The sequence below is a fragment of the Pedococcus sp. P2_A3 genome, from assembly GCF_056405035.1.
Genome location: NZ_JBFUCW010000002.1, coordinates 239531 through 262395 on the forward strand (window position 1 = coordinate 239531; position 22865 = coordinate 262395).

Consider the following 22865-nt stretch of genomic DNA (forward strand, 5'->3'; position numbering starts at 1 on the left):
GACCTAGCGCCCCAGCTCACGCAGGGCAGCACGGAGCATCGCCGACACGTCGGCGCCCGCGGGAGCGGCCTCCGCAGCACGGGACACGGCGTCCTCGGCCTGCTTGGCGGAGTAGCCGAGCCCGACGAGGGCCTCGGCCACCTGGTCACGCCAGGCCGCGGTCGCACCTGACGGAGCCGCCGTGGCGCCGGTGGCGGCACCGGACGGCATACCGAGCTTGTCGCGCAGCTCGAGGACGATCCGCTCGGCACCCTTCCGGCCGATGCCCGGCACCTTGGTGAGGGTGGCGAGGTCGGCACTGGTCACGGCAGCCCGGAGCCGGTCGGGGGCGAGCACGGAGAGCATGGCCAGCGCGATCCGCGGACCCACGCCCGACACCGTCTGCACCTGCTCGAAGATGTCGCGCTCGTCGTCGGAGCCGAAGGCGTAGAGGGTCAACGAGTCCTCGCGCACGACCAGCGTGGTGGCCAGCAGCGCCTCCTGGCCGAGGTGGAGGGCGGACGCGGTCGCCGGGGTGGTGTGCAGCAGCATGCCGACTCCCCCGACCTCGACGACGACCCGGTCGAGCCCCACGTGGCGCACGGCGCCACGGACCGACGCGATCACCGGGCCACCGCGGCCCTGAGCCTGGCCTGCTCCACGCGGGCCGCCTCCTGCAGCCGGCCGACGGCAGCACCCTGCCACAGGTGGCAGATCGCGATGGCCAGGGCATCGGCGGCGTCGGCGGGCTTGGGGGCGGACTCCATCCGCAGGATGCGGGTCACCATGGCGGTGACCTGCGCCTTGTCGGCGCGGCCGGACCCGGTGACCGCGGCCTTGACGGACGTGGGCGTGTGCAGCTCGACGGGCAGCCCGCGCCGGGCGGCCGCCAGGAGCGGGATGGCCGAGGCCTGCATGGTGTGCATGACGCTGGCGACGTTGACGTCGGCGAAGACCTGCTCGACCGCGATCGCGTCGGGCTGGAACCGGTCGAGCCAGCTGTCGAGCTCGGTCTGGAGGTAGAGCAGCCGCTCGGCGGTGGGTTCGGTCGCCGGTGAGCGCACGACACCCACGGCGACAAGCCGGACCTGCCGGCCACGACCTCCCTCGACGACCCCGATCCCACACCGGGTCAGGCCGGGATCGACCCCGAGTACGCGCACGACAGCCGCTCCCTCATCTGTGACACGGAGTCGTCACCAACCATCGTGTCTTCCGAACAAGTGTTCGGTTCAACGGTACACACGGCCACCCGCCAGCGAGCGGAGCAACACGCCTCTACTCGTCGTCGTCCTCGATCTCGGCCAGCACCTCGTCGCTGATGTCACCGTTGGCGAAGACGTCCTGCACGTCGTCGGAGTCCTCGAGGGCCTCGATGACGCGGATCATCTTGCGCGCCCCGTCGGCGTCGAGCGGCACCTTGAGGTTGGGGACCCACGACGCCTCGGCCGAGTCGTAGTCGATCCCGGCGTCCTGGACGGCCTTGCGGACGGCGACGAAGTCGGTCGCCTCGGAGATGATCTCGTAGGAGTCGCCGAGGTCGTTGACCTCGTCGGCGCCGGCCTCCAGCACCACCTCGAGGATGTCGTCCTCGGTCTTGTCGCCCTTGGGGACGATGACGACGCCTTTGCGGTCGAACACGTAGGACACCGAGCCGGGGTCGGCCAGCTGGCCACCGTTGCGGGTCAGGGCGGTGCGCACCTCGGCTGCCGCGCGGTTGCGGTTGTCGGTCAGGCACTCGATGAGGACGGCGACGCCACCGGGGGCGTAGCCCTCGTACGTGATCGTCTCCCAGTCAGAGCCGCCCGCCGTCGCCCCCGACCCGCGCTTGACCGCGTTGTCGATGTTCGTGTTGGGGACCGACGTCTTCTTGGCCTTCTGGATGGCGTCGTAGAGCGTCGGGTTTCCGGTGGGGTCACCGCCACCGGTGCGGGCAGCGACCTCGATGTTCTTGATCAGCTTGGCGAAGAGCTTGCCCCGCTTCGCGTCGATGGCAGCCTTCTTGTGCTTCGTGGTTGCCCATTTGCTGTGGCCGCTCATGCCTTGCCTCTCACGATCTCGACGAACAACTGGTGGAACCGGTGGTCACCGGTCACTTCCGGGTGGAAGGAGGTGGCCATCAGCGACCCCTGACGAACGGCGACGATCCTACCTGCGGCAGGTCCGTCCTCGACGCGGGCCAACACGTCCACGCCCTCCCCCACCTCCTCGACCCACGGAGCCCGGATGAACACCGCCCGCATCGGACGGCCACCGATGGCACGGATGTGCAGGTCTTCCTCGAACGAGTCGACCTGCCGCCCGAACGCGTTGCGGCGCACCGTGATGTCGAGCCCGCCGAGGGTCTGCTGGTCCGGGCGCGCGTCGGCGATCCGGTCGGCGAGCATGATCATGCCCGCACAGGACCCGTAGGCCGGCATGCCGGCTGCCAGCCTCTCGCGCAGCGGGTCGCGGAGCTCGAAGGCCCGGACGAGCTTGTCCATCGTGGTCGACTCGCCCCCCGGGATGATCAGGGCGTCGACCGCGTCGAGCTCGGTGGTGCGGCGCACGGTGGTGGCGCGAGCGCCCGCCTGCTCCACGGCATACAGGTGCTCGCGCACGTCGCCCTGGACGGCGAGCACGCCGATGGTCGGCTGGTCGGTCACGCCCGGAATGCTACGGCCGCGCGGACGGCTGCCACGCCCCGCCCCGGCCCCGACCTACAGTGGCGCCATGACTGGCGCCAGGAGCGAGGTGGTGGTGCGGGCGCGCACCGGGGACGACATCGCAGCCCTGGCAGCGGTGCTGGCCGCACAGCAGCCGCACTCCGGTTACCCGCAGAACTGGCCCCTGCCGTTTCCCGTCGAGTCGTTCATCGCGCGGGCCGACGAGGACGCAGCGTGGGTCGCCGAGCTCGACGGGCGCGTCGTCGGCCACGTGGCGGTGTCGCGGGTCGAGCCGGGGCTCGAGGCCGACCTGTGGACCGCCGGCGCCGGCCGTCCCCGGGAGGAGCTCGCGGCCGTGGCGGTGCTGTTCGTCGACCACACCGTGGCCGGCAGGGGTGTCGGCAAGGCACTCCTCGCGACGGCGGTGTCGGCGATCCGGGGCTCGGGTCGCCTGCCCGTGCTGGACGTCGTGCAGGAGACCGCCTCCGCCGTGGCGCTCTACCGACGCACCGGGTGGCAGGTGGTCGGCGAGGGCCGGCCCTGGTGGCTGCCCGACGACCACCTCCCGGTGCTGTTCATGGTGCTGCCCGACTGACCTCAGATCGGTGGCTCGGGGCCCTGACATCGAGGCCCACCGCCCCGATAGGTTGCGGTCATGACCGACCTCGCCGCCCGCGCCCGCGACCTCGACGCCCAGCACTCCGCGACCGACCGACGCAGTGCCTTCCGCATCCCCGACGGGGTGATCTACCTCGACGGCAACTCGCTCGGCGCCCTGTCGCTCGAGGCCGAGCGGACCGCCGCGGACGTCGTCACCCGACAGTGGGGCGAGCAGCTCATCAGGGCCTGGAACGAGTCGGACTGGTGGGGCGCTCCCGAGCGCGTCGGCGACCGCATCGGGGCGCTGGTGGGCGCAGCCCCGGGACAGGTCGTCGTCACCGACTCCACGTCGGTCAACCTCTTCAAGACGATCGTCGCCGCGTCGCGCATGCGTCCGGGGCGCAGCACAGTGCTCACCGACCCCGACTCGTTCCCGACCGACGTCTACATCACCCGGTCGGCCTGTGACCTGCTGGGACTGACCCTCGAGCTCGTGCCGACCCCGGACGCTCCCGCCCGCATCGCCGAGCTGGGTGAGTCGCTGGCCCTGGCCGCCTACTCCCAGGTCGACTACCGCACCGGGGAGCAGTGGGACCTACCCGCGCTGACCCGAGCTGCCCACGACGTCGGCGCCCTGGTCTGCTGGGACCTGTGCCACTCGGCCGGCGCGATGCCGGTCGGGCTCGACGAGGGCGGGGCCGACCTGGCGGTCGGCTGCGGCTACAAGTACCTCAGCGGCGGCCCAGGGGCCCCGGCCTTCATCTACGTCAGGCGGGAGCACCTCGCGGCCTTCGACAACCCGCTCTCCGGCTGGCAGGGCCACGCCAACCCGTTCGGGATGTCCACCGACTACGCACCGGCCGCCAGCATCACCCGGGCCAGGGTGGGCACCGCTCCCCTGCTGAGCCTGCTCACGCTGGAAGGTGCGCTCACGGCATACGACGGGCTCTCGATCGAGGATGTCCGCGCACGGTCGCTGTCGCTGACCGGGCTCTTCATCGAGGCGCTCGACGCCCTCGGCGTCGACGTCCCGCTCGCGACACCCCGCGACGAGGCGCGGCGCGGCTCCCAGGTGAGCCTGCGTCACCCCGAGGCGTATGCCGTGGTGCAGGCGCTCATCGCCCGCGGGGTCATCGGCGACTTCCGTGAGGTCGACATCGTGCGGCTCGGCTTCAGCCCGTTGTACCTGTCGCACGCCGACGTCGTCGCCGCGGCCGAGCACCTCGCGGCCGTGCTGGAGGGGCGCGAGTTCGAGCGCGAGGAGTTCCGCGCCCGAAGCACCGTCACCTGATCCGGACTACCAGCCGCGCTCGGCCAGACGGTGCGGCTCGGGGATCTCGTCGACGTTGATGCCGACCATGGCCTCGCCCAGACCGCGCGAGACCTTGGCGATCACGTCGGGGTCGTCGAAGAAGGTGGTCGCCTTGACGATCGCCTCGGCCCGCTGGGCGGGGTTGCCGGACTTGAAGATGCCGGAGCCGACGAACACACCCTCGGCGCCGAGCTGCATCATCATCGCGGCGTCGGCCGGGGTCGCGATGCCACCCGCGGTGAACAGCACGACCGGGAGCTTGCCGAGCTCGGCGACCTCCTTGACCAGGTCGTACGGCGCCTGGAGCTCCTTGGCCGCGACGAACAGCTCGTCCTCGGGCAGGTTCTGCAGCTTGCGGATCTGCTGGCGGATCTGGCGCATGTGGGTCGTGGCGTTGGAGACGTCACCGGTGCCGGCCTCACCCTTGGAGCGGATCATCGCCGCGCCCTCGGTGATCCGGCGCAGCGCCTCGCCGAGGTTGGTCGCACCACAGACGAAGGGCACCGTGAAGTTCCACTTGTCGATGTGGTTGGCGTAGTCGGCCGGGGTCAGCACCTCGGACTCGTCGATGTAGTCGACGCCGAGGGACTGCAGCACCTGGGCCTCGACGAAGTGACCGATGCGGGCCTTGGCCATGACCGGGATCGAGACGGCCTCGATGATGCCGTCGATCATGTCGGGGTCGGACATGCGCGAGACGCCACCCTGGGCGCGGATGTCGGCCGGGACCCGCTCGAGGGCCATCACCGCGACGGCCCCGGCGTCCTCGGCGATCTTGGCCTGCTCGACGTTGACGACGTCCATGATGACGCCGCCCTTGAGCATCTCGGCCATCCCGCGCTTGACGCGCGAGGTGCCGGTGGTGGGCTGGCTGGGGGTGGTGGTGTCCGCGGACATGGGGTCACTCCAAACTCTTGTTCAGGGGCCCAGGGCAGGGCGCAGCGCAGGGGACGCGCTTCGCCACCGAGTTTAGTCGGTCCGGCAGGCGCTGCTGACCCCGGCTCAGCCCGCCCTCCCCCGCACTTCTGGCCACCTGTCGCGCACCAGGGCCCCAACCTGCCGCTCCGGAGCGGCACCAGTGGCCCGAAGTTGGTGGAAGGGGCCCCGCTGGCCACGAGCGGGCGGGAGCCCGGGTATGCCGTCGGGCCGGGGCGTGGGAGGCATTCGGGCCGGGGCGCGGGAGGCGTTCAGTCGCGGACGGCGGGGGGCAGCTCGTCGTCGAACTCGACGGTCCGTGGCAGGTCGGCGTGGCCGGCGAGGCGGAACAGCCGCACGACCGGCTTGCGGCGCACCCGCTGGACATCGGTCACCGCGTCGTTGAGGAACCGTCGCGCCAGTTGGACCCGCACCCCGGCTGCCTCGACCCGCTGGAGGGCGCTGGCCCCGAGGGCGTCGGTGCCCTCCGCGCGCAAGTCGGCCACCACGTCGGCCGTCAGGGCGGCCTGCAGGGCCTCGGTCAGGTCGCTCTCGAGCACCTCGCGGGCGCCGAAGCTCTGGCCGTCGAGCAGGTCGTCCTCGAGAGCGCGCTCGTTGTGGGCTTCGAGCGACTCCGACGCCGCCCCCGCCAGCATCAGGGCGCTGGCCGGGTCGACGGCACCGGAGTTGGCCAGCTCGAGCGTCGCCTCGGCCCGCCGGACCAGCTGCGCGTCGAGCGCGGACAGGGCCCCCTCGGCGCGGGTGTGCAGGCGGTCGAGCCTCGCCGCGCTGTAGGAGAGGTACCACGCGACGCCGAGCAGCACCGCCACGACGACGACACCCCAGGTCAGTGCGTCCATCAGTCCACTCCTCCTCGGCGACCCCGCAGCAGCCTGGTCCACCGGGTGTCTGCGGCCGCGTCGACCCGTGTCTCGTCGGCCCCGTGGGTGACCGTGTCGTACACCGCCATGACGTCCTCGGCCACGACGGACCAGTCGAAGACCCACGCGCGGCGGTGCCCAACCTCCGCCAGGCGCTCGCGTTCGACGCGGTCGCCGAGCAGCCGCACCAGGTGCCGGGCGAGGTCGGCGCTGTCCTCGTTGGCGAACGTGCAGCCGGCCCGGCCGCCGTCGAGGACGCGGACGAAGGCCGGCAGGTTGCTCGCCACCACGGGGGCGCCGGAGCTCATCGCCTCGACGAGGACGATGCCGAAGCTCTCGCCGCCGGTGTGCGGCGCGACGTAGAGGTCCACCGAGGACAGGAGGGCCGCCTTGTCCTCGTCACTGACCATCCCGAGGAACTCGGTCGCCGCCGCGACCGCGGGGTCGAGGCGCTCGCGCGCCGCCTCCACGTCACCCGGACCCGCGACCAGGACCCGGGTGCCCGGGTGCTTGGCGAGCACCGCCGGCATGGCCGCGGCGAGCACCGGGAGGCCCTTGCGCGGCTCGTCGATACGGCCGAGGAAGGCGATGGTCGGCGCGGAGTCGGTGCCGGTCCAGCGCTGTGCCGGCGGGGCATCCGCGAACCGAGCGACGTTGACCCCGTTGGGGATCACGACGGCGTCGCCGCCCAGGTGGGTCGTCACGGTGCGCCGGGCGTCCTCCGACACGGCGATCCGTGCGTTGATCTTCTCGAGGCTGGGGCGCAGCAACGGGTAGGCCGCCTGCATGGCTCGCGACCTCAGGTTCGAGGTGTGGAAGGTGGCCACCACCGGCCCCTCGGCGGACCAGAGGGCGAGGAGGGAGATGCTGGGTGTCACCGGCTCGTGGATGTGGAGGACGTCGAAGTCGCCGGCTTCCAGCCAGCGCCCGACCCTCGCGGCCGTCAACGGACCGAAGTTCAGCCGAGCCACCGACCCGTTGTAGCGGACGGGGACCGCCCGTCCCACCGACTCGACGTAGTCCGGCAGCGGGGTGTCCTCGTCGGCCGGCGCGAGCACGGACGCGTAGTGGCCCTGCCCGAGGAAGTGCTCGGCCAGGTCGCGCACGTGGAACTGCACCCCGCCAGGCACGTCGAACGAGTACGGACAGACGATGCCGATCCTCATGGCCAGGTCCCGGCAGCGCGGCCCGCCCGGGGGACGAGGTCGTCGAGGAAGACGCGTTGCAGCATGTGCCAGTCGGCCGTGTGCTCGACGATCGCGGCACCGAGCGCATCGGCGCACTGCTGGGTCATCGACACCGCCTTGGCGCGGGTCGTGCCCGTGGCCGGCACCTCGACCCGGTCGTGGAACGTGATGACGGTCCGGTGCTTCCAGCTCGGTCGCTCGAGCCGCTCGTAGTGGATCGAGACAGGGTGCAGGGCTGAACCGGTCGCCAGCGCGAGGGCGGCAGGCCCGGCGGCCATCTTCGAGCGGTGACCGCACAGGTCCACCTCGATGCCGCGGTCGGTGAGGTCGCGGTCCGCGAGCAGGGGCATCAGCACGGGCGTGGTGAGGTGGCCCCGGAGCTGGGCGAAGACGTCTCCACCACCGGTCAGCGGCAGGATCGTCATGCCGAGCGACTCACGAAAGGCGAGGAACTCGGCATACACCTCCTCGGGCTCGAGGCGCTCGGCGACGGTCACGACCGGCCCGATGGCGGCGGTGCCCCACGCGCCGGCGAGGTCCCAGTTGCCGAGGTGGCCGAGGAAGCAGACGACCGGTCGGCCCGCCGCGAGCTCGGCTCGCACGGGACCGTCACCCTCCACCCGCACCGCCGCCGCGATGTCGTCAGCGCTGCGGTCGGGCAGGCGGAAGGCCTCGCAGTAGTAGCGGAGGTAGGACCGCATGCCCTCGCGCACGAGCGCGTCGAGCTCGGCCGGGGTGAGGTCGGGCCGCACCTTCGCGTAGTTGCTGCGCAGCCGCTGGACGCCCTTGCCCCTTCGTGCCGTGGTGAGGTCGGCGATCTGCTCGAAGACCGTGTGTGCCGTGCGCTCCGGCAACCGTCGCACGGTGCCCCACCCGAGGCGGTAGCCGGTGATGGCGAGGAGGTCGCCCAGCCCGCTCATGGCGCCAGCCCGTTCAGGAGGTCTGTCCCAGGGCCTGCTGGCGCACGAGCAGCATCCGCTGGAAGACCGTGACGAGGCTGGCGACGGCGAGCAGCGCGAGCACGATGGTGAGGACGACCTCGGGCAGGCCGAGCCCGACCAGCCCGGTGACCACGAGGACTGCCACGAGGCGGTCGGCGCGCTCGGCGATGCCGACGTTGGCGGTGAAGCCGAGGCCCTCGGCGCGCGCCTTGGCGTAGGACACGACGCTGCCGAGGATGAGGCAGGCCAGGGCCAGCCCGGCCATGAGGAAGTCGTCGCCCTTCCCGGCATACCAGAGCACGAGGCCCCCGAAGATCGCGGAGTCGCCGACCCGGTCGAGGGTGGAGTCGAGGTAGGCGCCCCACCTGCCCGATCGCCCGGACATCCGCGCCATGACACCGTCGACGGTGTCGGAGAAGACGAAGAGGGTGATCACCACCGTGCCCCAGAAGAACTCGTGCCGTGGGTAGAACGCCAGCGCACCGACGCACACGCCGAGGGTGCCGACGACCGTCACCACGTCGGGGCTGATGCCCAGCTTGAGGAACAGCCGGGCGACCGGGGTGAAGATCTTCGTGAAGAGCGCGCGTGCGTACTTGTTGAGCATGGTGGGGTCAGCCTACTGAGGCCGAGCCCGTCTTCCCGGCCACCGTGCCGTCCGGCGCGTGCGTCGGCGCACACGCCGGTGTGCCTCCGGGCAGTGCGTACCGGTGGTCCGCCACCCACGTGTAGACCCGCCCCGCGAGCCAGCTGATGCCCGGCAGGGTGACCAGGTGGCCGAGGGGGCGCCACAGCGGCGCGCCGTGCTTGAGCCCCTCGGCGATGGCGAGGTGGGCAGCGGCGACCGAGCCGTCCGGGCGCACGAACTGGGCCGCCTCGATGCAGTCGGCCTCGGTGAGACCAAACGGTGCGAGGTCGACCTGCTGCCAGGGCCTGATGTCGTAGCGGCCACGTCGGTCGACCCACCGCGTGGCGAACCGTGCGCTGGTCGTGCAGAACCCGCAGTCACCGTCGAAGATGAGCAGTCCCCGCTCCATGTCCATGGTTCCAGTCTGTCATCTGCATGGGAGCATGACCGCGTGAGGGGGACGTCCAGACCGTTGGGTCCGTATGCCGTGCTGTGGCGGCTCGCGGTGACCGCGGCCGTCGTGACGACCGTCTGCCTCGGCACGTGGGTGGGCAACGACAACTGGTGGCCGTTCGCGCCCATGTCGCAGTACGCCTTCTCGGTGCGCAACGACGGGGTCATCAACTCCCTCACCATGGACGCCCTCACGGTGGACGGGCAGGTGGTCCGCGTCCCCCTGTCGAAGGAGGCGATCGGCATCGAGCGGGCCGAGATCGAGGGCCAGGCCCCACGCATCATCGCCCACCCCGAGCTGTTGCAGGACATCGCCGTCCTGCACTCGCGACGACTCCCGCACGAGCCCGCGTACGCCGAGATCTACCTGCGCAACACCTCGACCCAGATCGGGACCGGGGCCGCCACGATCTACACGCTCGCAGCGTGGAAGGTCCGGGACCCGTTGCAGCCCAAGCCCTCCGGACTCTCCGGCGGTGCCGGGTGAACCGGGGTGAACAGTCCGTGGTCGAGCAGTCGGTCATCGAGAGGTTCCTCCTCCCGGAGATCTCCCTCGCACGCGTGGCGTGGATGCGCGTTGTCGTGTACGCCTTCGTCTGGCTCGACGTGCTGTGGATCGTCACCGACCCCATCCCCCACGGCGACGTGCCCCCCAGCCTCTACCGCGGCCTCGAGGTGCGGACGCTGCTGCACCTGCCGGCGCCCTCGCACGACTACGTGCGGGTGCTGCTGGCGGTGGTCCTGGCCAGCTCGGCCATCGGGGCCACGGGCCGGCTGCCTCGGCTGGCCGGATGGGTCTGCGCCGTCGGCATGCTCGACTGGGTGAGCAACGCCTTCGCCTACTCGAAGGTCGACCACGACCACTTCGCGCTCGTCGTGGCGCTGTTCGTCCTGCCCACGGTCGGCCGCGCGCGGTTCGCTGATGTCGACGTCCGGTCGCGGGCCGCGGGGTGGGCGATCCGCATGGTCCAGATCGGCGCCGTCTCGATCTACTTCCTGTCGGCCTGCGCCAAGATGCGGTTCGGGGGGTGGGGATGGGCCAACGGCGCCACGCTCATCTGGGCCCTCACGAGGCGCCCGAACGGCATCGGCCCCTGGGTGGGGTCGCACCCAGCGCTCACCCACGCGCTGCAGTGGGTCGTGCTGGTCGCGGAGTCCTGCTCACCGATCCTGTTGTGGCTCAAGGGAAGGGCGCTGTATGCCGCGTTGCTCTTCTGGGCCGGCTTCCACCTCAGCACGTACGTGATGCTGAAGATCCACTTCCTGCCGCTCGTGGTGTGCCTGCTCAGCTTCCTCCCGCTGGAGCGGCTTCCTCACCCGGCCAGGCTGCGACGAGTCGGGTCCGCACGTCCTCGAGGAGCATCGGCAGCGCCTTCGTCTGGCCGATGATCGGCAGGAAGTTCGCGTCGCCTCCCCAGCGCGGGACGATGTGCTGGTGCAGGTGGGCCTGCACCCCGGCACCGGCGACGGCACCCTGGTTCATCCCGATGTTGTAGCCGTGCGGTCCGGAGGCTGCGTCGATCGCCGCGATGGCCTGCTTGGTCAGCAGCGTGAACTCGCTGGTCTCCTCGTCGGTCAGGTCGACGTAGAGCGAGGCGTGGCGGTAGGGACAGACCAGGACGTGCCCGGGGTTGTAGGGAAACAGGTTCATGACGACGTAGCACGTGGCGCCCCGGTGCACGATCAGCCCCGCCTGGTCGTCCTTTCCCGGCGCGGCACAGAAGGGACAGCCGTCGCCGGCATCCTCGCTCGGCCGCTCCCCAGTCACGTAGGCCATCCGGTGCGGGGTCCACAGGCGCTCGAAGCCGTCCCGCTCCCCCGCGAAGTCCGTGTCCGGCTGCATCAGACCTGGGCGCGCGACTCGACGGCCTGGAGGACCTCGGCGATCGCGTCCTCGATCGGCACGCCGTTCTTCTGCTCGCCGTTGCGGTAGCGGAAGGACACGGCGTTCTTCGCGCGGTCCTCCTCGCCGGCGATGAGGACGAAGGGCACCTTCGACTTCGAGGCGTTGCGGATCTTCTTCGGGAACCGGTCGTCGCTCTCGTCGAGCTCGACCCGGATCCCCTTGGCCTTCATCTGCGAGAGCACGTCCCAGAGGTAGTCGTTGAACTCGTCGGCGACCGGGATCCCCAGCACCTGGACCGGGGACAACCACACCGGGAACGCGCCCGCATAGTGCTCGACGAGCACCCCGATGAAGCGCTCGATCGAGCCGAACTTGGCCGAGTGGATCATCACCGGCTGCTTGCGGGTGCCGTCCGACGCCTGGTACTCGAGTCCGAACCGCTCGGGCTGGTTGAAGTCGTACTGGATGGTCGACATCTGCCAGGTGCGGCCGATGGCGTCCCGCGCCTGCACCGAGATCTTGGGCCCGTAGTAGGCCGCGCCACCCGGGTCCGGCACGAGCTCGAGCCCTGACTCGGTGGCCACCTGCTCGAGGACTGAGGTCGCGACCTCCCACTGCTCGTCGGACCCGATGAACTTGTCCTTCTTGTCGCCCTCGGTGTCGCGGGTCGACAGCTCGAGGTAGAAGTCGTCGAGCCCGAAGTCACGGAACAGCCCGAGGCAGAAGTCGAGGAGGTGCTTGACCTCGCCCGGGGCCTGCTCGGCGGTGACGTACGAGTGTGAGTCGTCCTGGGTCATGCCACGCACGCGGGTGAGCCCGTGGACGACGCCGGACTTCTCGAACCGGTAGACCGAGCCGAACTCGAACAGGCGCAGTGGCAGCTCGCGGTAGGACCGCCCGCGGGAACGGAAGATCAGGTTGTGCATCGGGCAGTTCATCGCCTTGAGGCGGTACTCGGTGCCCTCGAACTCCATCGGCGGGAACATGGTGTCCGCGTAGTAGGGCAGGTGCCCGGAGGTGTGGAACAGGCCGTCCTTGCTGATGTGGGGGGTCCCGACGTACTCGAAGCCCTCCTCGATGTGGCGGCGGCGGACGTAGTCCTCCATCTCGCGCTTGATGATCCCGCCCTTCGGGTGGAACACCGCCAGCCCCGACCCGAGCTCGTCGGGGAAGCTGAAGAGGTCGAGCTCGGCGCCGAGCTTGCGGTGGTCGCGCTTCTCGGCCTCGGCGAGCCGCTCGAGGTAGGCCTTGAGCTCGTCCTTGGTCGGCCAGGCGGTGCCGTAGACGCGCTGGAGCTGGGGGTTCTTCTCCGACCCGCGCCAGTAGGCCCCGCCACTGCGCATCAGCTTGAACGCGTTGCCGAGCACCTTGGTCGACGGCACGTGCGGGCCACGGCACAGGTCGCCCCAGGCCCGCGACCCGTCACGCTTGAGGTTGTCGTAGATGGTCAGCTGCGCACCGCCCACCTCGACGTCGGCCCCCTCGGCGGCGTCGCCTGCAGCTCCGCCCTTGAGGCCGATCAGCTCGATCTTGTAGGGCTCTGCGGCCAGCTCGACCGCGGCCTGCTCGTCGCTGATCTCGCGCCGCACGAAGGTCTGGCCCTCGTTGACGATCCGCTGCATCACCTTCTCGAGGGCCCTGAGGTCCTCGGGGGTGAACGGCTCGGCGACGTCGAAGTCGTAGTAGAACCCGTCGCGCACCGGGGGCCCGATGCCGAGGCGAGCCTTCGGGTTGACCTCCTGGACGGCCTGGGCGAGCACGTGGGCGGCGCTGTGCCGCAGCACGTCGAGACCGTCCTGCTCCTGGGCGGTCACCGGCTCCACGACGTCACCGTCGGCCAGCACGTGGGCCAGGTCGCGCAGCTCACCGTTGACGCGCGCGACCAGGACGGCGCGGTCGCCCTCGAACAGGTCGGCGGCAGTCGTCTGCTCCGGCACCGATCGCTCGTCTCCAGCGACGTTGACGGTGATCTGGGCAGACATGGTGGTGGGTTCTCCTGCTCGTTGGTGGCTCGGTGTGGTGAAGCCGTTCAGGTATGCCGCGCGCGGAGCTCCACAGGCGGCATACCGATGCTATCGGCCACCTCGTGCAGACCGCGCGCGAGTTACCCGCGGCAGGTCAGCCGGCCGTGCTCGACACCCGCACGGCTGGTGGTAGACAGGCCCCATGATCGTCGTCATCGCAGGCGGGCACGGCCAGATCGCCCAGCACCTCGAACGCTCACTGTCGGAGTCGGGCCACGAGGCGGTGGGGCTGGTGCGCAACCCCGACCACCTCGCCGACCTCGCCCAGCAGGGCGCCCGCGGCGAGGTCGTCGACCTCGAGAAGGCGACCGTCGACCAGCTGGCCGCCGCCATCGCCGGTGCCGACGCCGTGGTGTTCGCCGCGGGCGCCGGTCCCGGAAGCGGAGCGGACCGCAAGGAGACCGTCGACCGGGCAGCGGCAGCGTTGCTCGCCGACGCTGCCGAGCAGGCCGGGGTGACGCGCTACGTCATGGTGTCGGCGATGGGTACCGAGGCGGCGGACCCGGACAGCGACGACGTCTTCCAGGTGTACCTGCGGGCCAAGGGCGCGGCCGACGACGACCTGCGGTCGCGGACCGCGCTCGACTGGACCGTGGTCCGCCCCGGCCGGCTCACGGACGACGAGCCCACCGGCCGGGTGGCCCTCGGTGAAGGGCTCGGGCGCGGCTCGGTCACGCGTCGTGACGTCGCCGCCGTGCTCGCGGAGCTGCTCGTCACCGGCGCCGGAAGGGGTCGCACCGTCGACCTCGTCTCGGGCGAGGTGCCCGTTCGGCAGGCTGTCGCGGCCCTGGGCTCGTGACCGCGTCGACCCCCCACCCGGCCACGGACTGGGCCGTACAACAGGTGGCCTTCACCGACGCCCGGGTCCAGGACCTCGTCACGGAGGTGCAGGAGTACTACGTCCAGATCTACGGGGGCCCTGACGACTCCCGGGTCGACCCGACGGAGTTCGACGAGCCGCAGGGACGCTTCCTCCTGGGTCTCGTGGACGGCTCACCGGTCGCGATGGGTGGCTGGCGGCTGCGACCCGAGCTCGACGCCGCGATCGGCGGACGATGCGCGGAGGTGAAGCGCATGTTCGTCTCCCCTGCTCTGCGTCGCCAAGGGCTGGCCCGGCGGTTGCTGGTCGCCCTCGAGGACTCGGCCAGGACGGCCGGGGTCGAGGTGCTGGCCCTCGAGACGGGCACGATGCAGCCCGAGGCGATCGCGCTCTATGAGGCGCAGGGATACGAGCCGACGATCCGGTTCGGCCACTACGCCGACTCCGAGCTGTCGCGGTACTTCGCCAAGCAGCTGGCCGGGCCCCCGGCCGGCGGCTGAGCCCGCCGAGGTTCAGCGACCGACAATGCGGACCGGTGGCCTGCGGATCGGACCGCTGTCGGTGGGCATGACCGCCGTGCGGCTGTGGACCTCCAGCTCACGGATGAGGCGCTGGGCGTCGAGCAGCATCGCGCCGTAGGCGGGCCACGCGCGTTCGTCCTCCAGCTCGGTGGTCCGGACCTCGTGCTCCAGCTCGGTGATGATCTCCCCGGCGGAGCGCAGGTACTGGCGGACGGCGGCCTGCTCGTCCTCGTCACCAAGGCCGAAGTGGCCCAGGGCGCCCGCGACCTCGTCGAGCGCGACGGCATACCGCTCGAGGAAGCGTTGGGTCGGGGTCGGCTGGCTCGCCCCCTCGTCAGCCGCATCGAACAGGGTGCGAGCGATCCCGCTCACCTGCCACTGGCCCCGCCGGATCGCCTCCACCGTCTGCGCGTAACCCTCCCAGTCCACCTCGACCCGGCGCAGGTTGTCACGGGGGTTGAACCGCGTGCTCTCGCGGCCGGTCTCGATCTCGGCGTGGATGGTCGGGGCCAACCTGAGGAGGTCGGTGCTGGTGTCGTACCACGAGCGGGCCAGGTCGGCATCCCACCCCTCCCGCATGCCGGCGGCGATGTCGTTGAGCAGCTGGCACACCTGCCGGGTCAGCGCCCGGATCTGGTCTCGCGGCTGGTGGATGTGCAGCGGTGCCACCACGATCGCGTTGGTGAGCACCCCGATGACACCACCGGCCAGCGTCTCGACGATGGTGAGGTAGGTGAACTCCGTGTCGGTCCCGCCGACGGTGATGAGCGACAGCAGCACCATGGCCGGCACCTGGATGCCGTGGTCTCCGAGCCGGCGCCACCGCCCGACGAGGAGGGCGAGCACCATCACCGGCAGCATGCTCCACCAGTGGACCCCCAGCGTCGCGCCGACGAGCCACGCCACGCTCATCCCCACGATGACCGCCACCAACCGCTGGGCGCTCGCCCACAGGGAGCGCACCATCGTGCGGTCGACCACGAGCAGGGCCGCCATCGGCGCGTAGAAGGGTGCCGGGCTGTGCAGGACGCGCACAGCGAACTGCCAGGCGAGCACCGTCGCCAGCGCCGCCTTCCCCATCAGGAGGGCGGTGTCGCGCTCCGGCCCGGCGTGGCGCACCGCCTCGACGACCGTCCGGATCCCCCTGCGCGCGGAGTCGCGCAGCGCACCGAGCCACGAGGCCCGCTGCGTCCCGTCAGGTGAAGAGTCCATCCTCCCGACACTAGGGGTCGGTGACTCGCCCGCATAGCCGCCCGCAGCCCGCGTGACCCTCTGCCCGCGGTCGTCAGGACTCGAACGTCAGGGTCAGGTGGATGAGGCTGGCGTCCTGGGCGGACCGGAGGCCGGCGACCGTCACCGGGCCCGAGTCGTCGACGAGCAGCTCGACCGTGCTGGGCAGCAGCACCGGCTTGGCGAACCACACGTGCGACGTGCTCGACTCGGCGGTGCCGGGTCCGAGGCAGGCCAGGGTGCGGGCTGCCGTCCACATCCCGTGGGCGATGGCCCGAGGGAAGCCCATCGCCTTGGCTGTCAGCGCGTGCACGTGGATCGGGTTCACGTCACCTGACACCGCGGCATACGCGCGTCCCTGGCCCTCGGGGACGCGGACGACGGCGGCGGGTGGGCGACTCGGGAGGGGCGGCGCCTGGACGCCCGACTCGGCCTCGGGGTGCGCGTGCCCCCGCCGCAGGTACGTGCTGCGGCCGTCCCAGACCCGTTCACCCTCGACGTCGACCTCGGTGACCAGGTCGACGAGCTGACCCTTCGGATGCGGACGCAAGCGCTCGGCGTGCACCGTGAGGTCGAGTCGGTCGTCCGCCCTGAGCCTTCGGTGCACGGTGATCTGGTTCTCCAGGTGGACCAGCCCGGGCAGCGCCAGGGGAAAGGCCCGGTCGGCCATCAGCGCCACCTGGAGCGGGAACCCGAGCACGTGGGGGTAGGGGTGCGGGAGCACGTCGCTCCCCCCGAACCCGCAGACCCGTTCGTAGGCCAGCAGGTGGTCACGGTCGATGCTGACGCCCTCGCGACGCAGTGCGGTGTCAGGGAGGTCGCCGTGTCGACCGCGTTGCGTGAGGGCCGCCTTGGCGAACAACGGCGCCAGGGCTGGCGACTCGGTCAAGGTGCGGACCTCCACGTCAGGCCCCCAACAGGCTCTGGCCGCACACCCGCACCACGTTGCCCGTGACGCCCGAGTTGGCGTCCTGGCTGAACCACGCGATGGTCTCGGCGACGTCCACGGGCAGTCCCCCCTGGTTGAGGGAGTTGAGCAGTCGACCCACCTCCCGGGTCGCGAACGGCACCTTGGCCGTCATCTCGGTCTCGATGAACCCCGGCGCCACCGCGTTGACGGTGATCCGGCGGGCCCGGAGCGCGTCGTCAGCCGACAACGCGTCCACGAGCCCGATCACGCCGGCCTTCGACGCCCCGTAGTTGGTCTGCCCGCGGTTGCCGGCGATGCCGGCGATCGACGACACGAGGACGACGTGCCCCCCGTCACGGACGCCACCCTCGGCCAGCAGCACCTCGTTCATCCGCAGGATCGACCCCAGGTTGACGTCGAGCACCGACGACCAGCGGTCCTCGTCCATGTTGGCGAGCAGCTTGTCGCGGGTGATCCCGGCGTTGTGCACGACGACGTCGAGGCCCCCGTGCCGCGTGGTCGCGTGGTCGAGGACCTGACGCCCCGCGGTCGGGGCCGTGACGTCGAGCTGCAGGGCGGTGCCACCGACCCGGTTGGCGGTGCGAGCCAGCGAGTCGCCGGCAGCGGGGATGTCGACGCACACGACCGTGGCGCCGTCCCGGGCCAGCACGTCGGCGATCGACGCACCGATGCCCCGGGCTGCGCCGGTGACGACCGCCACCTTGCCGGCCAGCGGCTTCTCCCAGTCGGTCGGCTCGGTGGGCGTGCCTCGTCCGACGCGGACCACCTGCGCGTCGACGTAGGCCGAGCGGCCCGACAGCAGGAAGCGCAGGGCCGCGTCGGCGTTCGCCTCCGCACCATCGCCGATGAGCACGAGGTTGGCGGTGGCTCCGGCCCGGAGCTCCTTGCCGATGGACCGCGTGATCCCTTCGAGCGCACGTCGGGTCGCCGCCTGCGCGAAACCGTTGGCACTCCTGGGCTCCCGGCCCACCACGATCACCCGTCCGCTGGGACGCAGGCCCTTGAGCGCCGGCGCCACGAGGGCTCGCAGTGCGTCGAGGTCGCTGGGCTCGCTCGCCTCGGTGAGGTCGGCGACCACCGCCGCGACCCGGTCGCCGTCGGCCAGCTCGTCGAGGGTGTCGACCCCCTCACGCTCCAGCAAGCCGCGCCCGCGCGCTGCCACCGGAGCAGCACCGAGCCCTCCGACGAGGACCGCGCCGTCGATGAGGGGCTCGCCCACGGCATACCGGCGCAGCCTCGTGGGGCGCGGGAGCCCGAGCTGGGCCGCCAGCTTCTTGCCGACCGGGCTGTTCACGATGCCGGCGTAGGTGCCCGCCATCACGCAGCCTCGAGGATGGCCATGACGCCCTGCCCGCCAGCTGCGCAGATCGAGATGAGGCCGCGCGCACCGGGTCCCTTCTCGTGCAACAGCTTTGCGAGGGAGGCGACGATGCGCCCACCGGTGGCGGCGAACGGGTGACCCGCCGCCAGGGACGAACCGTTGACGTTGAGCTTGCTGCGGTCGAGCGCCCCGATGGGCGCGCCGAGGCCGAGCCGGTCGCGGCAGAAGTCCTCGCTCTCCCAGGCGGCCAAGGTGGTCAGCACGGTGGCCGCGAAGGCTTCGTGGATCTCGACCAGGTCGAAGTCCTGCAGCGTCATCCCCTGCCGGGCGAGCAGGTGGGGCAGCGCGTAGGCCGGCGCCATGAGCAGGCCCTCGTTGCCGGTCACGTAGTCAACTGCGGCGGTCTGGGCGTCGACGAGGTGTGCGAGCACGGGCAGCCCGCGCTCCTTCGCCCACTCGTCCGACCCGAGCAGGACGGCGGAGGCGCCGTCAGTCAGGGGCGTCGAGTTGCCCGCGGTCATGGTGGCTCCCTCCCCCCTGCCGAACACCGGCTTGAGGGTGGCGAGCTTCTCGACCGTGGAGTCGGCGCGGAGGTTCTGGTCGCGCGTCTGCCCCAGGAAGGGCGTCATGAGGTCGTCGAAGAAGCCGCGCTCGTACGCGGCGGCGAGGTGCTGGTGGGAGCTCGCGGCAATCTCGTCCTGGGCCTGGCGGCTGATGCCCCACTGCTTGGCCGTTTGGGCCATGTGCTCCCCCATCGACAGGCCGGTGCGCGGCTCGACGTTGCGCGGGATCTCGGGCACCAGCTGGCTGGGGCGCAGCCGGGTGAGCGCCTTGGCGCGCTGCCCGGGGGTCGTGGCCCGGTTGAGCGAGAGCAGCGTCTCGCGCAGGCCCTCGTTGACGGCGATCGGCGCGTCGGAGGCGGTGTCGGTGCCGCCGGCGATGCCGGACGCGATCTGGCCGAGCGCGATCTTGTTGGCCACCAGGATGGCGGCCTCGAGGCCAGTGCCGCAGGCCTGCTGCACGTCATAGGCGGGGGTCCGGGCCGAGAGGCTCGACCCCAGCACCGACTCACGAGTCAGGTTGAAGTCACGCGCGTGCTTGAGCACCGCACCTGCCGCGACCTCGCCGACCTGCTCCCCTGCGAGGCCGTGCCGCGCCACCAGTCCCTCGATGGCGGCCGTGAGCATGTCCTGGTTGGAGGCCTTCGCGTACGCGCCGTTCTGGCGCGCGAACGGGATGCGGTTGCCGCCGATGACAGCCGCCCGGCGGGACCGGTCGGACGCCCGCGAGGAGGTGGATCGAGGTGATGGCGCGGAGGTGGCCACGAGGTGCTCCTGGGTGGTGGGATGTGGGACAGGTAACTGATACGGACGGTAGCAGGTACAGCAAGTACCTGCTACCGTCACGGCTTGTGACCACGACCACTCAGCCCGCGAGCCCGGCTCCTGACGGACGCAGCACGCGGTGGGACCAGCACCGCGCGGCTCGCCGCCGCGAGCTGGTCGATGCCACCCTGCGTGCGGTCCGTCAGCACGGGGCGGGCGTGGGAATGGACGACATCGCGGCCGTCGCCGGCACCTCCAAGACCGTCATCTACCGGCACTTCACCGACCGCCAGGGCCTGTATGCCGCGGTGTCGGAGAGCGTGGACGCGCTGATCCTGCGCAACCTCGTGCAGGCCACCGGCGCCGCGGGCGACGACCTCACCAGCGCCGACTCGACCCCGAGGGGGCTGATCGCCGGGGCCATCGACGCCTACCTGACGCTCGTGGAGAAGGACCCCGAGGTGTACCGGTTCGTCGTGACGGCTCCGCTGCTCGACCAGTCGTCCGGCGACCCCGCTGCGCCGGTGACCGGCCACATCGCCGCGCAGATGTCCCTCGTCATCGCCGAGGCCCTGACCCGCGCGGGGCGCGACACCGCCCCCGCGAGGGTGTGGGGTGCCGGGCTGGTGGGGATGGTCCGCGCCGCGGCCGACCAGTGGCTCGCCGACACCGGTGCGATGACCCGACCTGAGCTCACCGAGCACCTCACCGACCTGGCCTGGGGAGGGCTCTCCGCGGCCTGGCCCGACGAGACCCCCTGACCGAGACCCCCTGACCGAGACCCCCTGACCAAGACCCCTCACCCTGAGAGACCCTGACCGAGGAGCAGCCTCATGACCACCCTCGCCCCCGCCCTCCAGAAGACCCTTGACGGTCGCTGGGCCGCGATCCGCGACGAGGCGCGGACCGACCTCGACCCGGAGCGGTTCGCCCCTCCGGCCGAACCCCTCGACCTCGAGTCGTACCGCGCGCGGATCGCCGACCAGGTCCAGGCGCTGGCCGCCACGGGCCACGCCAAGCGCGGCTTCCCCCGGGCCATCGGCGGCAACGGCGACCTCGGCGGGTCGGTCACGGCGTTCGAGCTGCTCGGCCACGCCGACCTGTCGCTCATGGTCAAGGCGGGGGTGCACTGGGGACTGTTCGGTGGGGCCGTGGCGAACCTCGGCACCGAACGCCACCACACGGCATACCTCCCCTCGATCATCGACGCCACGCTGCCCGGCTGCTTCGCGATGACCGAGACCGGTCATGGCTCAGACGTCCAGTCGCTCGGCACCACGGCCACCTATGACCCCGCCACCGACGAGCTGGTGGTCCACACCCCCGACCTGCGCGCCCGCAAGGACTACATCGGTGGGGCCGCGCGCGACGGCCGGATGGCGGCCGTCTTCGCCCAGCTGGTCACCGGCGGCGAGAGCCATGGCGTGCACTGCGTGCTCGTGCCGATCCGCGACGAGTCCGGCGCCACGATGCCCGGGGTGACGATCGGCGACTGCGGCGCCAAGGCCGGGCTCGCAGGGGTCGACAACGGCCGCCTGTCGTTCGACCACGTGCGGGTGCCGCGCACCAACCTGCTGAACCGCTACGGCGACATCGACGAGCACGGCACCTACACCTCGCCCATCGAGAACCAGACCCGCCGGTTCTTCACCATGCTCGGCACCCTGGTGCGCGGGCGGATCAGCGTGGCCGGCGGTGCCGGCGCGGCCACCCGCACCGCCCTGACGCTCGCCGTCACGTATGCCGGTCACCGACGCCAGTTCGCGCCGCCCGGCGGCACGGACGAGGTGATCCTGCTCGACTACCGCGTGCACCAGCGCAAGCTGCTGCCCGCCCTGGCCAAGTCCTACGCTTTGCAGTTCGCCCAGAACGAGCTCGTCGGGCTGATGCACGACGTGCAGTCGGCCGGTGACGCGGCCGACGACCACCAGCAGCGCGAGCTCGAGGCGAGGGCGGCCGGGACCAAGGCGGTCGCCACGGCGCACGCGACGGCGACCATCCAGATGTGCCGGGAGGCGTGTGGCGGAGCCGGCTACCTCGCGGTCAACCGGCTGCCGGCGCTCAAGGCCGACACGGACGTCTTCACGACCTTCGAGGGCGACAACACCGTGCTGCTCCAGCTCGTCGCCAAGGGGCTGCTCACCGACTACCGCGACGCGTTCGGCGACCTCGACACCCTGGGGATGGTGCGGTTCGGAGCCAGGCAGTTCGCGGGTGCCGTCATCGAGCGCACCGCGGCACGGGGGCTCATCCAGCGGCTCATCGACTCCGCGCCGGGCCGCGACAGCGAGAAGGGCCCGACCGACCGCGGCTGGCAGCTCGACCTCTTCGAGGACCGTGAGAAGCACCTGCTCGAGACCCTCGCCCTGCGGCTGCGCAAGGCCGGCAAGCCGGGCGCCGACCTGTTCGCCGCCTTCAACGACGCCCAGGACCACGTCATCGAGGCGGCCCGGGCCCACGTGGACCGCACCATCCTCGAGTCGTTCGTCGCAGCCATCGACGGGTGCGCCGACCCTTCGGCTGCCCAGACCCTGTCGCGGGTGTGCGACCTCTACGCGCTGAGCAGCATCGAGGCCGACAAGGGCTGGTTCCTCGAGCACGGCCGGATCACGCCGGCGCGGAGCAAGCAGGTCACCGCCGCCGTCAACGACCTCTGCGCCGCGCTGCGGCCGCACGCGCAGGAGCTGGTCGACGCCTTCGGGATCCCGAAGGCGTGGCTCGGCACGGAGCTGCTGCACCCCCTCGACTGATCTGAGCGCCTATGTCCGTCGCCATATGGTGACGTGTTTGCATCCGTCGGGATCTCGGGTGATTCGGTGGTGGAATCCGGAGTGGTGGACGCGGCGGTGGTGGAACCCGCACAGGGGTACTGCTTTGTCGAGGTCGGTGTGTCCGCCGGTGGCCCAGGGGTCTTGGTGGTGTTGCTCGGTCCAGGCGTAGGGGCGGTCGCAGTCGTCGGCGGCGCAGGAGTCGTAGGTCATGGCCAGGGCCACCCGTTGGGCTTCGGTGAAGAAGCGTTGGGTGCGGCCGAGGTCGAGCAGCTGGGACTGGCCGTCGAGGACGGCCGGGACGATCCCTGCGCCGCAGGCCAGTCGTCGGGCTTCGGAGGCGGACAGGTCGTGTCCGGTGTCGAGGTGCGCGGCACCGAGGGATGCCTTGAGCTGGTCGTGGTCGAGGGTGACCAGCACGGTGGCGTTGACCTTGCCGGCGAGGTGGTCGGTGGGCAGGTGTTCGAGGAGCTCGACGAAGGCCCGGCCGTACTTCTGGGACCAGTCGAGGTCTTCGGCCCGGAATGCGTTCCAGGTC

25 protein-coding genes are annotated in these 22865 nt (G+C 71.3%); 8 read left to right on the forward strand and 17 right to left on the reverse strand.

The window, feature by feature from the left end:
* Positions 1 to 3 precede the first annotated feature (3 nt).
* From ruvA to pdxT, 4 genes are all read right to left on the reverse strand, one after another.
* Entirely contained in the window at positions 4 to 606 is a 603-nt protein-coding gene (gene ruvA / locus AC1DX8_RS03180) for a Holliday junction branch migration protein RuvA (RefSeq protein WP_477628449.1), read from the reverse strand.
* Positions 603 to 1142, reverse strand: coding sequence for a crossover junction endodeoxyribonuclease RuvC (ruvC, locus tag AC1DX8_RS03185; protein WP_477628450.1), 540 nt, complete (start codon positions 1140 to 1142; stop codon positions 603 to 605). The genes ruvA and ruvC overlap by 4 nt, the downstream gene beginning before the upstream one ends.
* Before the next feature lie 115 nt (positions 1143 to 1257).
* Entirely contained in the window at positions 1258 to 2019 is a 762-nt protein-coding gene (locus tag AC1DX8_RS03190; RefSeq protein WP_344132854.1) for a YebC/PmpR family DNA-binding transcriptional regulator, read from the reverse strand.
* Positions 2016 to 2624, reverse strand: a complete 609-nt coding sequence (gene pdxT / locus AC1DX8_RS03195) for a pyridoxal 5'-phosphate synthase glutaminase subunit PdxT (RefSeq protein ID WP_477628451.1) — start codon at positions 2622 to 2624, stop codon at positions 2016 to 2018. Before pdxT ends, AC1DX8_RS03190 begins: the two co-directional genes overlap by 4 nt.
* A 67-nt stretch (positions 2625 to 2691) precedes the next feature.
* Between pdxT and AC1DX8_RS03200 the strand changes: the two genes are divergently transcribed.
* Together AC1DX8_RS03200 and kynU are read left to right on the forward strand one after the other, a co-directional pair.
* On the forward strand, positions 2692 to 3219 hold the full coding sequence (locus AC1DX8_RS03200) for a GNAT family N-acetyltransferase (RefSeq protein WP_477628452.1): 528 nt from the start codon (positions 2692 to 2694) through the stop codon (positions 3217 to 3219).
* A gap of 60 nt (positions 3220 to 3279) precedes the next feature.
* Positions 3280 to 4515 carry a kynureninase gene (kynU, locus tag AC1DX8_RS03205; protein WP_477628453.1) on the forward strand — a complete coding sequence of 412 codons (1236 nt, stop codon included), beginning with the start codon at positions 3280 to 3282 and terminating at the stop codon, positions 4513 to 4515.
* A 6-nt stretch (positions 4516 to 4521) separates the two neighbouring features.
* Here the strand turns inward: kynU and pdxS are convergent, their stop codons facing one another.
* The 6 genes from pdxS to AC1DX8_RS03235 form a co-directional block, all read right to left on the reverse strand.
* A complete protein-coding gene (gene pdxS, locus AC1DX8_RS03210) occupies positions 4522 to 5433 on the reverse strand; it encodes a pyridoxal 5'-phosphate synthase lyase subunit PdxS (protein ID WP_477628454.1) in 912 nt (303 codons plus the stop codon).
* 290 nt (positions 5434 to 5723) lie between these two features.
* On the reverse strand, positions 5724 to 6311 hold the full coding sequence (locus tag AC1DX8_RS03215) for a hypothetical protein (protein WP_477628455.1): 588 nt from the start codon (positions 6309 to 6311) through the stop codon (positions 5724 to 5726).
* Positions 6311 to 7498 carry a glycosyltransferase family 4 protein gene (locus AC1DX8_RS03220; RefSeq protein ID WP_477628456.1) on the reverse strand — a complete coding sequence of 396 codons (1188 nt, stop codon included), beginning with the start codon at positions 7496 to 7498 and terminating at the stop codon, positions 6311 to 6313. Before AC1DX8_RS03220 ends, AC1DX8_RS03215 begins: the two co-directional genes overlap by 1 nt.
* Positions 7495 to 8439, reverse strand: coding sequence for a phosphatidylinositol mannoside acyltransferase (locus tag AC1DX8_RS03225; protein ID WP_477628457.1), 945 nt, complete (start codon positions 8437 to 8439; stop codon positions 7495 to 7497). The genes AC1DX8_RS03220 and AC1DX8_RS03225 overlap by 4 nt, the downstream gene beginning before the upstream one ends.
* A gap of 13 nt (positions 8440 to 8452) precedes the next feature.
* A complete protein-coding gene (gene pgsA, locus AC1DX8_RS03230; protein ID WP_477628458.1) occupies positions 8453 to 9067 on the reverse strand; it encodes a phosphatidylinositol phosphate synthase in 615 nt (204 codons plus the stop codon).
* 7 nt (positions 9068 to 9074) lie between these two features.
* Positions 9075 to 9503, reverse strand: coding sequence for a thiol-disulfide oxidoreductase DCC family protein (locus AC1DX8_RS03235; RefSeq protein WP_477628459.1), 429 nt, complete (start codon positions 9501 to 9503; stop codon positions 9075 to 9077).
* A gap of 36 nt (positions 9504 to 9539) precedes the next feature.
* Here AC1DX8_RS03235 and AC1DX8_RS03240 point away from each other — a divergent pair, with 36 nt between their 5' ends.
* Together AC1DX8_RS03240 and AC1DX8_RS03245 are read left to right on the forward strand one after the other, a co-directional pair.
* Positions 9540 to 10028 carry a hypothetical protein gene (locus tag AC1DX8_RS03240; RefSeq protein WP_477628460.1) on the forward strand — a complete coding sequence of 163 codons (489 nt, stop codon included), beginning with the start codon at positions 9540 to 9542 and terminating at the stop codon, positions 10026 to 10028.
* Positions 10025 to 10930 carry a hypothetical protein gene (locus tag AC1DX8_RS03245; RefSeq protein WP_477628461.1) on the forward strand — a complete coding sequence of 302 codons (906 nt, stop codon included), beginning with the start codon at positions 10025 to 10027 and terminating at the stop codon, positions 10928 to 10930. The genes AC1DX8_RS03240 and AC1DX8_RS03245 overlap by 4 nt, the downstream gene beginning before the upstream one ends.
* Here AC1DX8_RS03245 and AC1DX8_RS03250 read toward each other — a convergent pair.
* Together AC1DX8_RS03250 and thrS are read right to left on the reverse strand one after the other, a co-directional pair.
* Positions 10827 to 11384, reverse strand: coding sequence for an HIT family protein (locus tag AC1DX8_RS03250; protein ID WP_477628462.1), 558 nt, complete (start codon positions 11382 to 11384; stop codon positions 10827 to 10829). The two genes, AC1DX8_RS03245 and AC1DX8_RS03250, sit on opposite strands and share 104 nt — an antisense overlap.
* A complete protein-coding gene (thrS, locus tag AC1DX8_RS03255; RefSeq protein ID WP_477628463.1) occupies positions 11384 to 13369 on the reverse strand; it encodes a threonine--tRNA ligase in 1986 nt (661 codons plus the stop codon). The genes AC1DX8_RS03250 and thrS overlap by 1 nt, the downstream gene beginning before the upstream one ends.
* A 184-nt stretch (positions 13370 to 13553) precedes the next feature.
* Between thrS and AC1DX8_RS03260 the strand changes: the two genes are divergently transcribed.
* Positions 13554 to 14210, forward strand: a complete 657-nt coding sequence (locus tag AC1DX8_RS03260; RefSeq protein ID WP_477628464.1) for an NAD(P)H-binding protein — start codon at positions 13554 to 13556, stop codon at positions 14208 to 14210.
* A complete protein-coding gene (locus AC1DX8_RS03265) occupies positions 14207 to 14731 on the forward strand; it encodes a GNAT family N-acetyltransferase (protein WP_477628465.1) in 525 nt (174 codons plus the stop codon). Before AC1DX8_RS03260 ends, AC1DX8_RS03265 begins: the two co-directional genes overlap by 4 nt.
* Before the next feature lie 12 nt (positions 14732 to 14743).
* Here the strand turns inward: AC1DX8_RS03265 and AC1DX8_RS03270 are convergent, their stop codons facing one another.
* The 4 genes from AC1DX8_RS03270 to AC1DX8_RS03285 all read right to left on the reverse strand — a co-directional run bounded on the left by AC1DX8_RS03270 (position 14744) and on the right by AC1DX8_RS03285 (position 19559).
* The gene (locus AC1DX8_RS03270) at positions 14744 to 15964 is read right to left on the reverse strand and encodes an FUSC family protein (RefSeq protein ID WP_477628466.1); all 1221 of its coding nucleotides are present in this window, start codon (positions 15962 to 15964) and stop codon (positions 14744 to 14746) included.
* Positions 15965 to 16037: 73 nt separating this feature from the next.
* Positions 16038 to 16871, reverse strand: a complete 834-nt coding sequence (locus tag AC1DX8_RS03275; RefSeq protein ID WP_477628467.1) for a MaoC family dehydratase — start codon at positions 16869 to 16871, stop codon at positions 16038 to 16040.
* A gap of 16 nt (positions 16872 to 16887) precedes the next feature.
* Positions 16888 to 18231 carry a 3-oxoacyl-ACP reductase gene (locus tag AC1DX8_RS03280; RefSeq protein WP_477628468.1) on the reverse strand — a complete coding sequence of 448 codons (1344 nt, stop codon included), beginning with the start codon at positions 18229 to 18231 and terminating at the stop codon, positions 16888 to 16890.
* On the reverse strand, positions 18231 to 19559 hold the full coding sequence (locus AC1DX8_RS03285) for an acetyl-CoA C-acetyltransferase (protein ID WP_477628469.1): 1329 nt from the start codon (positions 19557 to 19559) through the stop codon (positions 18231 to 18233). The genes AC1DX8_RS03280 and AC1DX8_RS03285 overlap by 1 nt, the downstream gene beginning before the upstream one ends.
* A gap of 86 nt (positions 19560 to 19645) precedes the next feature.
* Between AC1DX8_RS03285 and AC1DX8_RS03290 the strand changes: the two genes are divergently transcribed.
* Both AC1DX8_RS03290 and AC1DX8_RS03295 read left to right on the forward strand, forming a co-directional pair.
* Positions 19646 to 20320: a TetR family transcriptional regulator gene (locus AC1DX8_RS03290; RefSeq protein ID WP_477628470.1), complete on the forward strand. Its 675-nt coding sequence runs from the start codon at positions 19646 to 19648 to the stop codon at positions 20318 to 20320.
* A 72-nt stretch (positions 20321 to 20392) separates the two neighbouring features.
* Positions 20393 to 22309 (forward strand): acyl-CoA dehydrogenase family protein, encoded by a 1917-nt coding sequence (locus AC1DX8_RS03295; RefSeq protein ID WP_477628471.1) that lies wholly within the window; start codon positions 20393 to 20395, stop codon positions 22307 to 22309.
* A gap of 9 nt (positions 22310 to 22318) precedes the next feature.
* On the opposite strand, the gene AC1DX8_RS03300 is transcribed toward AC1DX8_RS03295, so the two are convergent.
* Positions 22319 to 22865, reverse strand: a 547-nt coding sequence (locus tag AC1DX8_RS03300; RefSeq protein ID WP_477628472.1) for an HNH endonuclease signature motif containing protein, incomplete at its 5' end; no start/stop codon positions are given.

What these genes read in the sequence shown, in the direction of transcription:
- pdxS (WP_477628454.1), bottom strand. Translation starts at nt 5,433, where the DNA reads ATGTCCGCGGACACCACCACCCCCAGCCAGCCCACCACCGGCACCTCG.
- AC1DX8_RS03280 (WP_477628468.1), bottom strand. Translation starts at nt 18,231, where the DNA reads ATGGCGGGCACCTACGCCGGCATCGTGAACAGCCCGGTCGGCAAGAAG.
- thrS (WP_477628463.1), bottom strand. Translation starts at nt 13,369, where the DNA reads ATGTCTGCCCAGATCACCGTCAACGTCGCTGGAGACGAGCGATCGGTG.
- AC1DX8_RS03250 (WP_477628462.1), bottom strand. Translation starts at nt 11,384, where the DNA reads ATGCAGCCGGACACGGACTTCGCGGGGGAGCGGGACGGCTTCGAGCGC.
- AC1DX8_RS03270 (WP_477628466.1), bottom strand. Translation starts at nt 15,964, where the DNA reads ATGGACTCTTCACCTGACGGGACGCAGCGGGCCTCGTGGCTCGGTGCG.
- AC1DX8_RS03215 (WP_477628455.1), bottom strand. Translation starts at nt 6,311, where the DNA reads ATGGACGCACTGACCTGGGGTGTCGTCGTCGTGGCGGTGCTGCTCGGC.
- AC1DX8_RS03220 (WP_477628456.1), bottom strand. Translation starts at nt 7,498, where the DNA reads ATGAGGATCGGCATCGTCTGTCCGTACTCGTTCGACGTGCCTGGCGGG.
- AC1DX8_RS03295 (WP_477628471.1), top strand. Translation starts at nt 20,393, where the DNA reads ATGACCACCCTCGCCCCCGCCCTCCAGAAGACCCTTGACGGTCGCTGG.
- AC1DX8_RS03235 (WP_477628459.1), bottom strand. Translation starts at nt 9,503, where the DNA reads ATGGACATGGAGCGGGGACTGCTCATCTTCGACGGTGACTGCGGGTTC.
- AC1DX8_RS03260 (WP_477628464.1), top strand. Translation starts at nt 13,554, where the DNA reads ATGATCGTCGTCATCGCAGGCGGGCACGGCCAGATCGCCCAGCACCTC.
- kynU (WP_477628453.1), top strand. Translation starts at nt 3,280, where the DNA reads ATGACCGACCTCGCCGCCCGCGCCCGCGACCTCGACGCCCAGCACTCC.
- pgsA (WP_477628458.1), bottom strand. Translation starts at nt 9,067, where the DNA reads ATGCTCAACAAGTACGCACGCGCGCTCTTCACGAAGATCTTCACCCCG.
- AC1DX8_RS03200 (WP_477628452.1), top strand. Translation starts at nt 2,692, where the DNA reads ATGACTGGCGCCAGGAGCGAGGTGGTGGTGCGGGCGCGCACCGGGGAC.
- AC1DX8_RS03190 (WP_344132854.1), bottom strand. Translation starts at nt 2,019, where the DNA reads ATGAGCGGCCACAGCAAATGGGCAACCACGAAGCACAAGAAGGCTGCC.
- AC1DX8_RS03225 (WP_477628457.1), bottom strand. Translation starts at nt 8,439, where the DNA reads ATGAGCGGGCTGGGCGACCTCCTCGCCATCACCGGCTACCGCCTCGGG.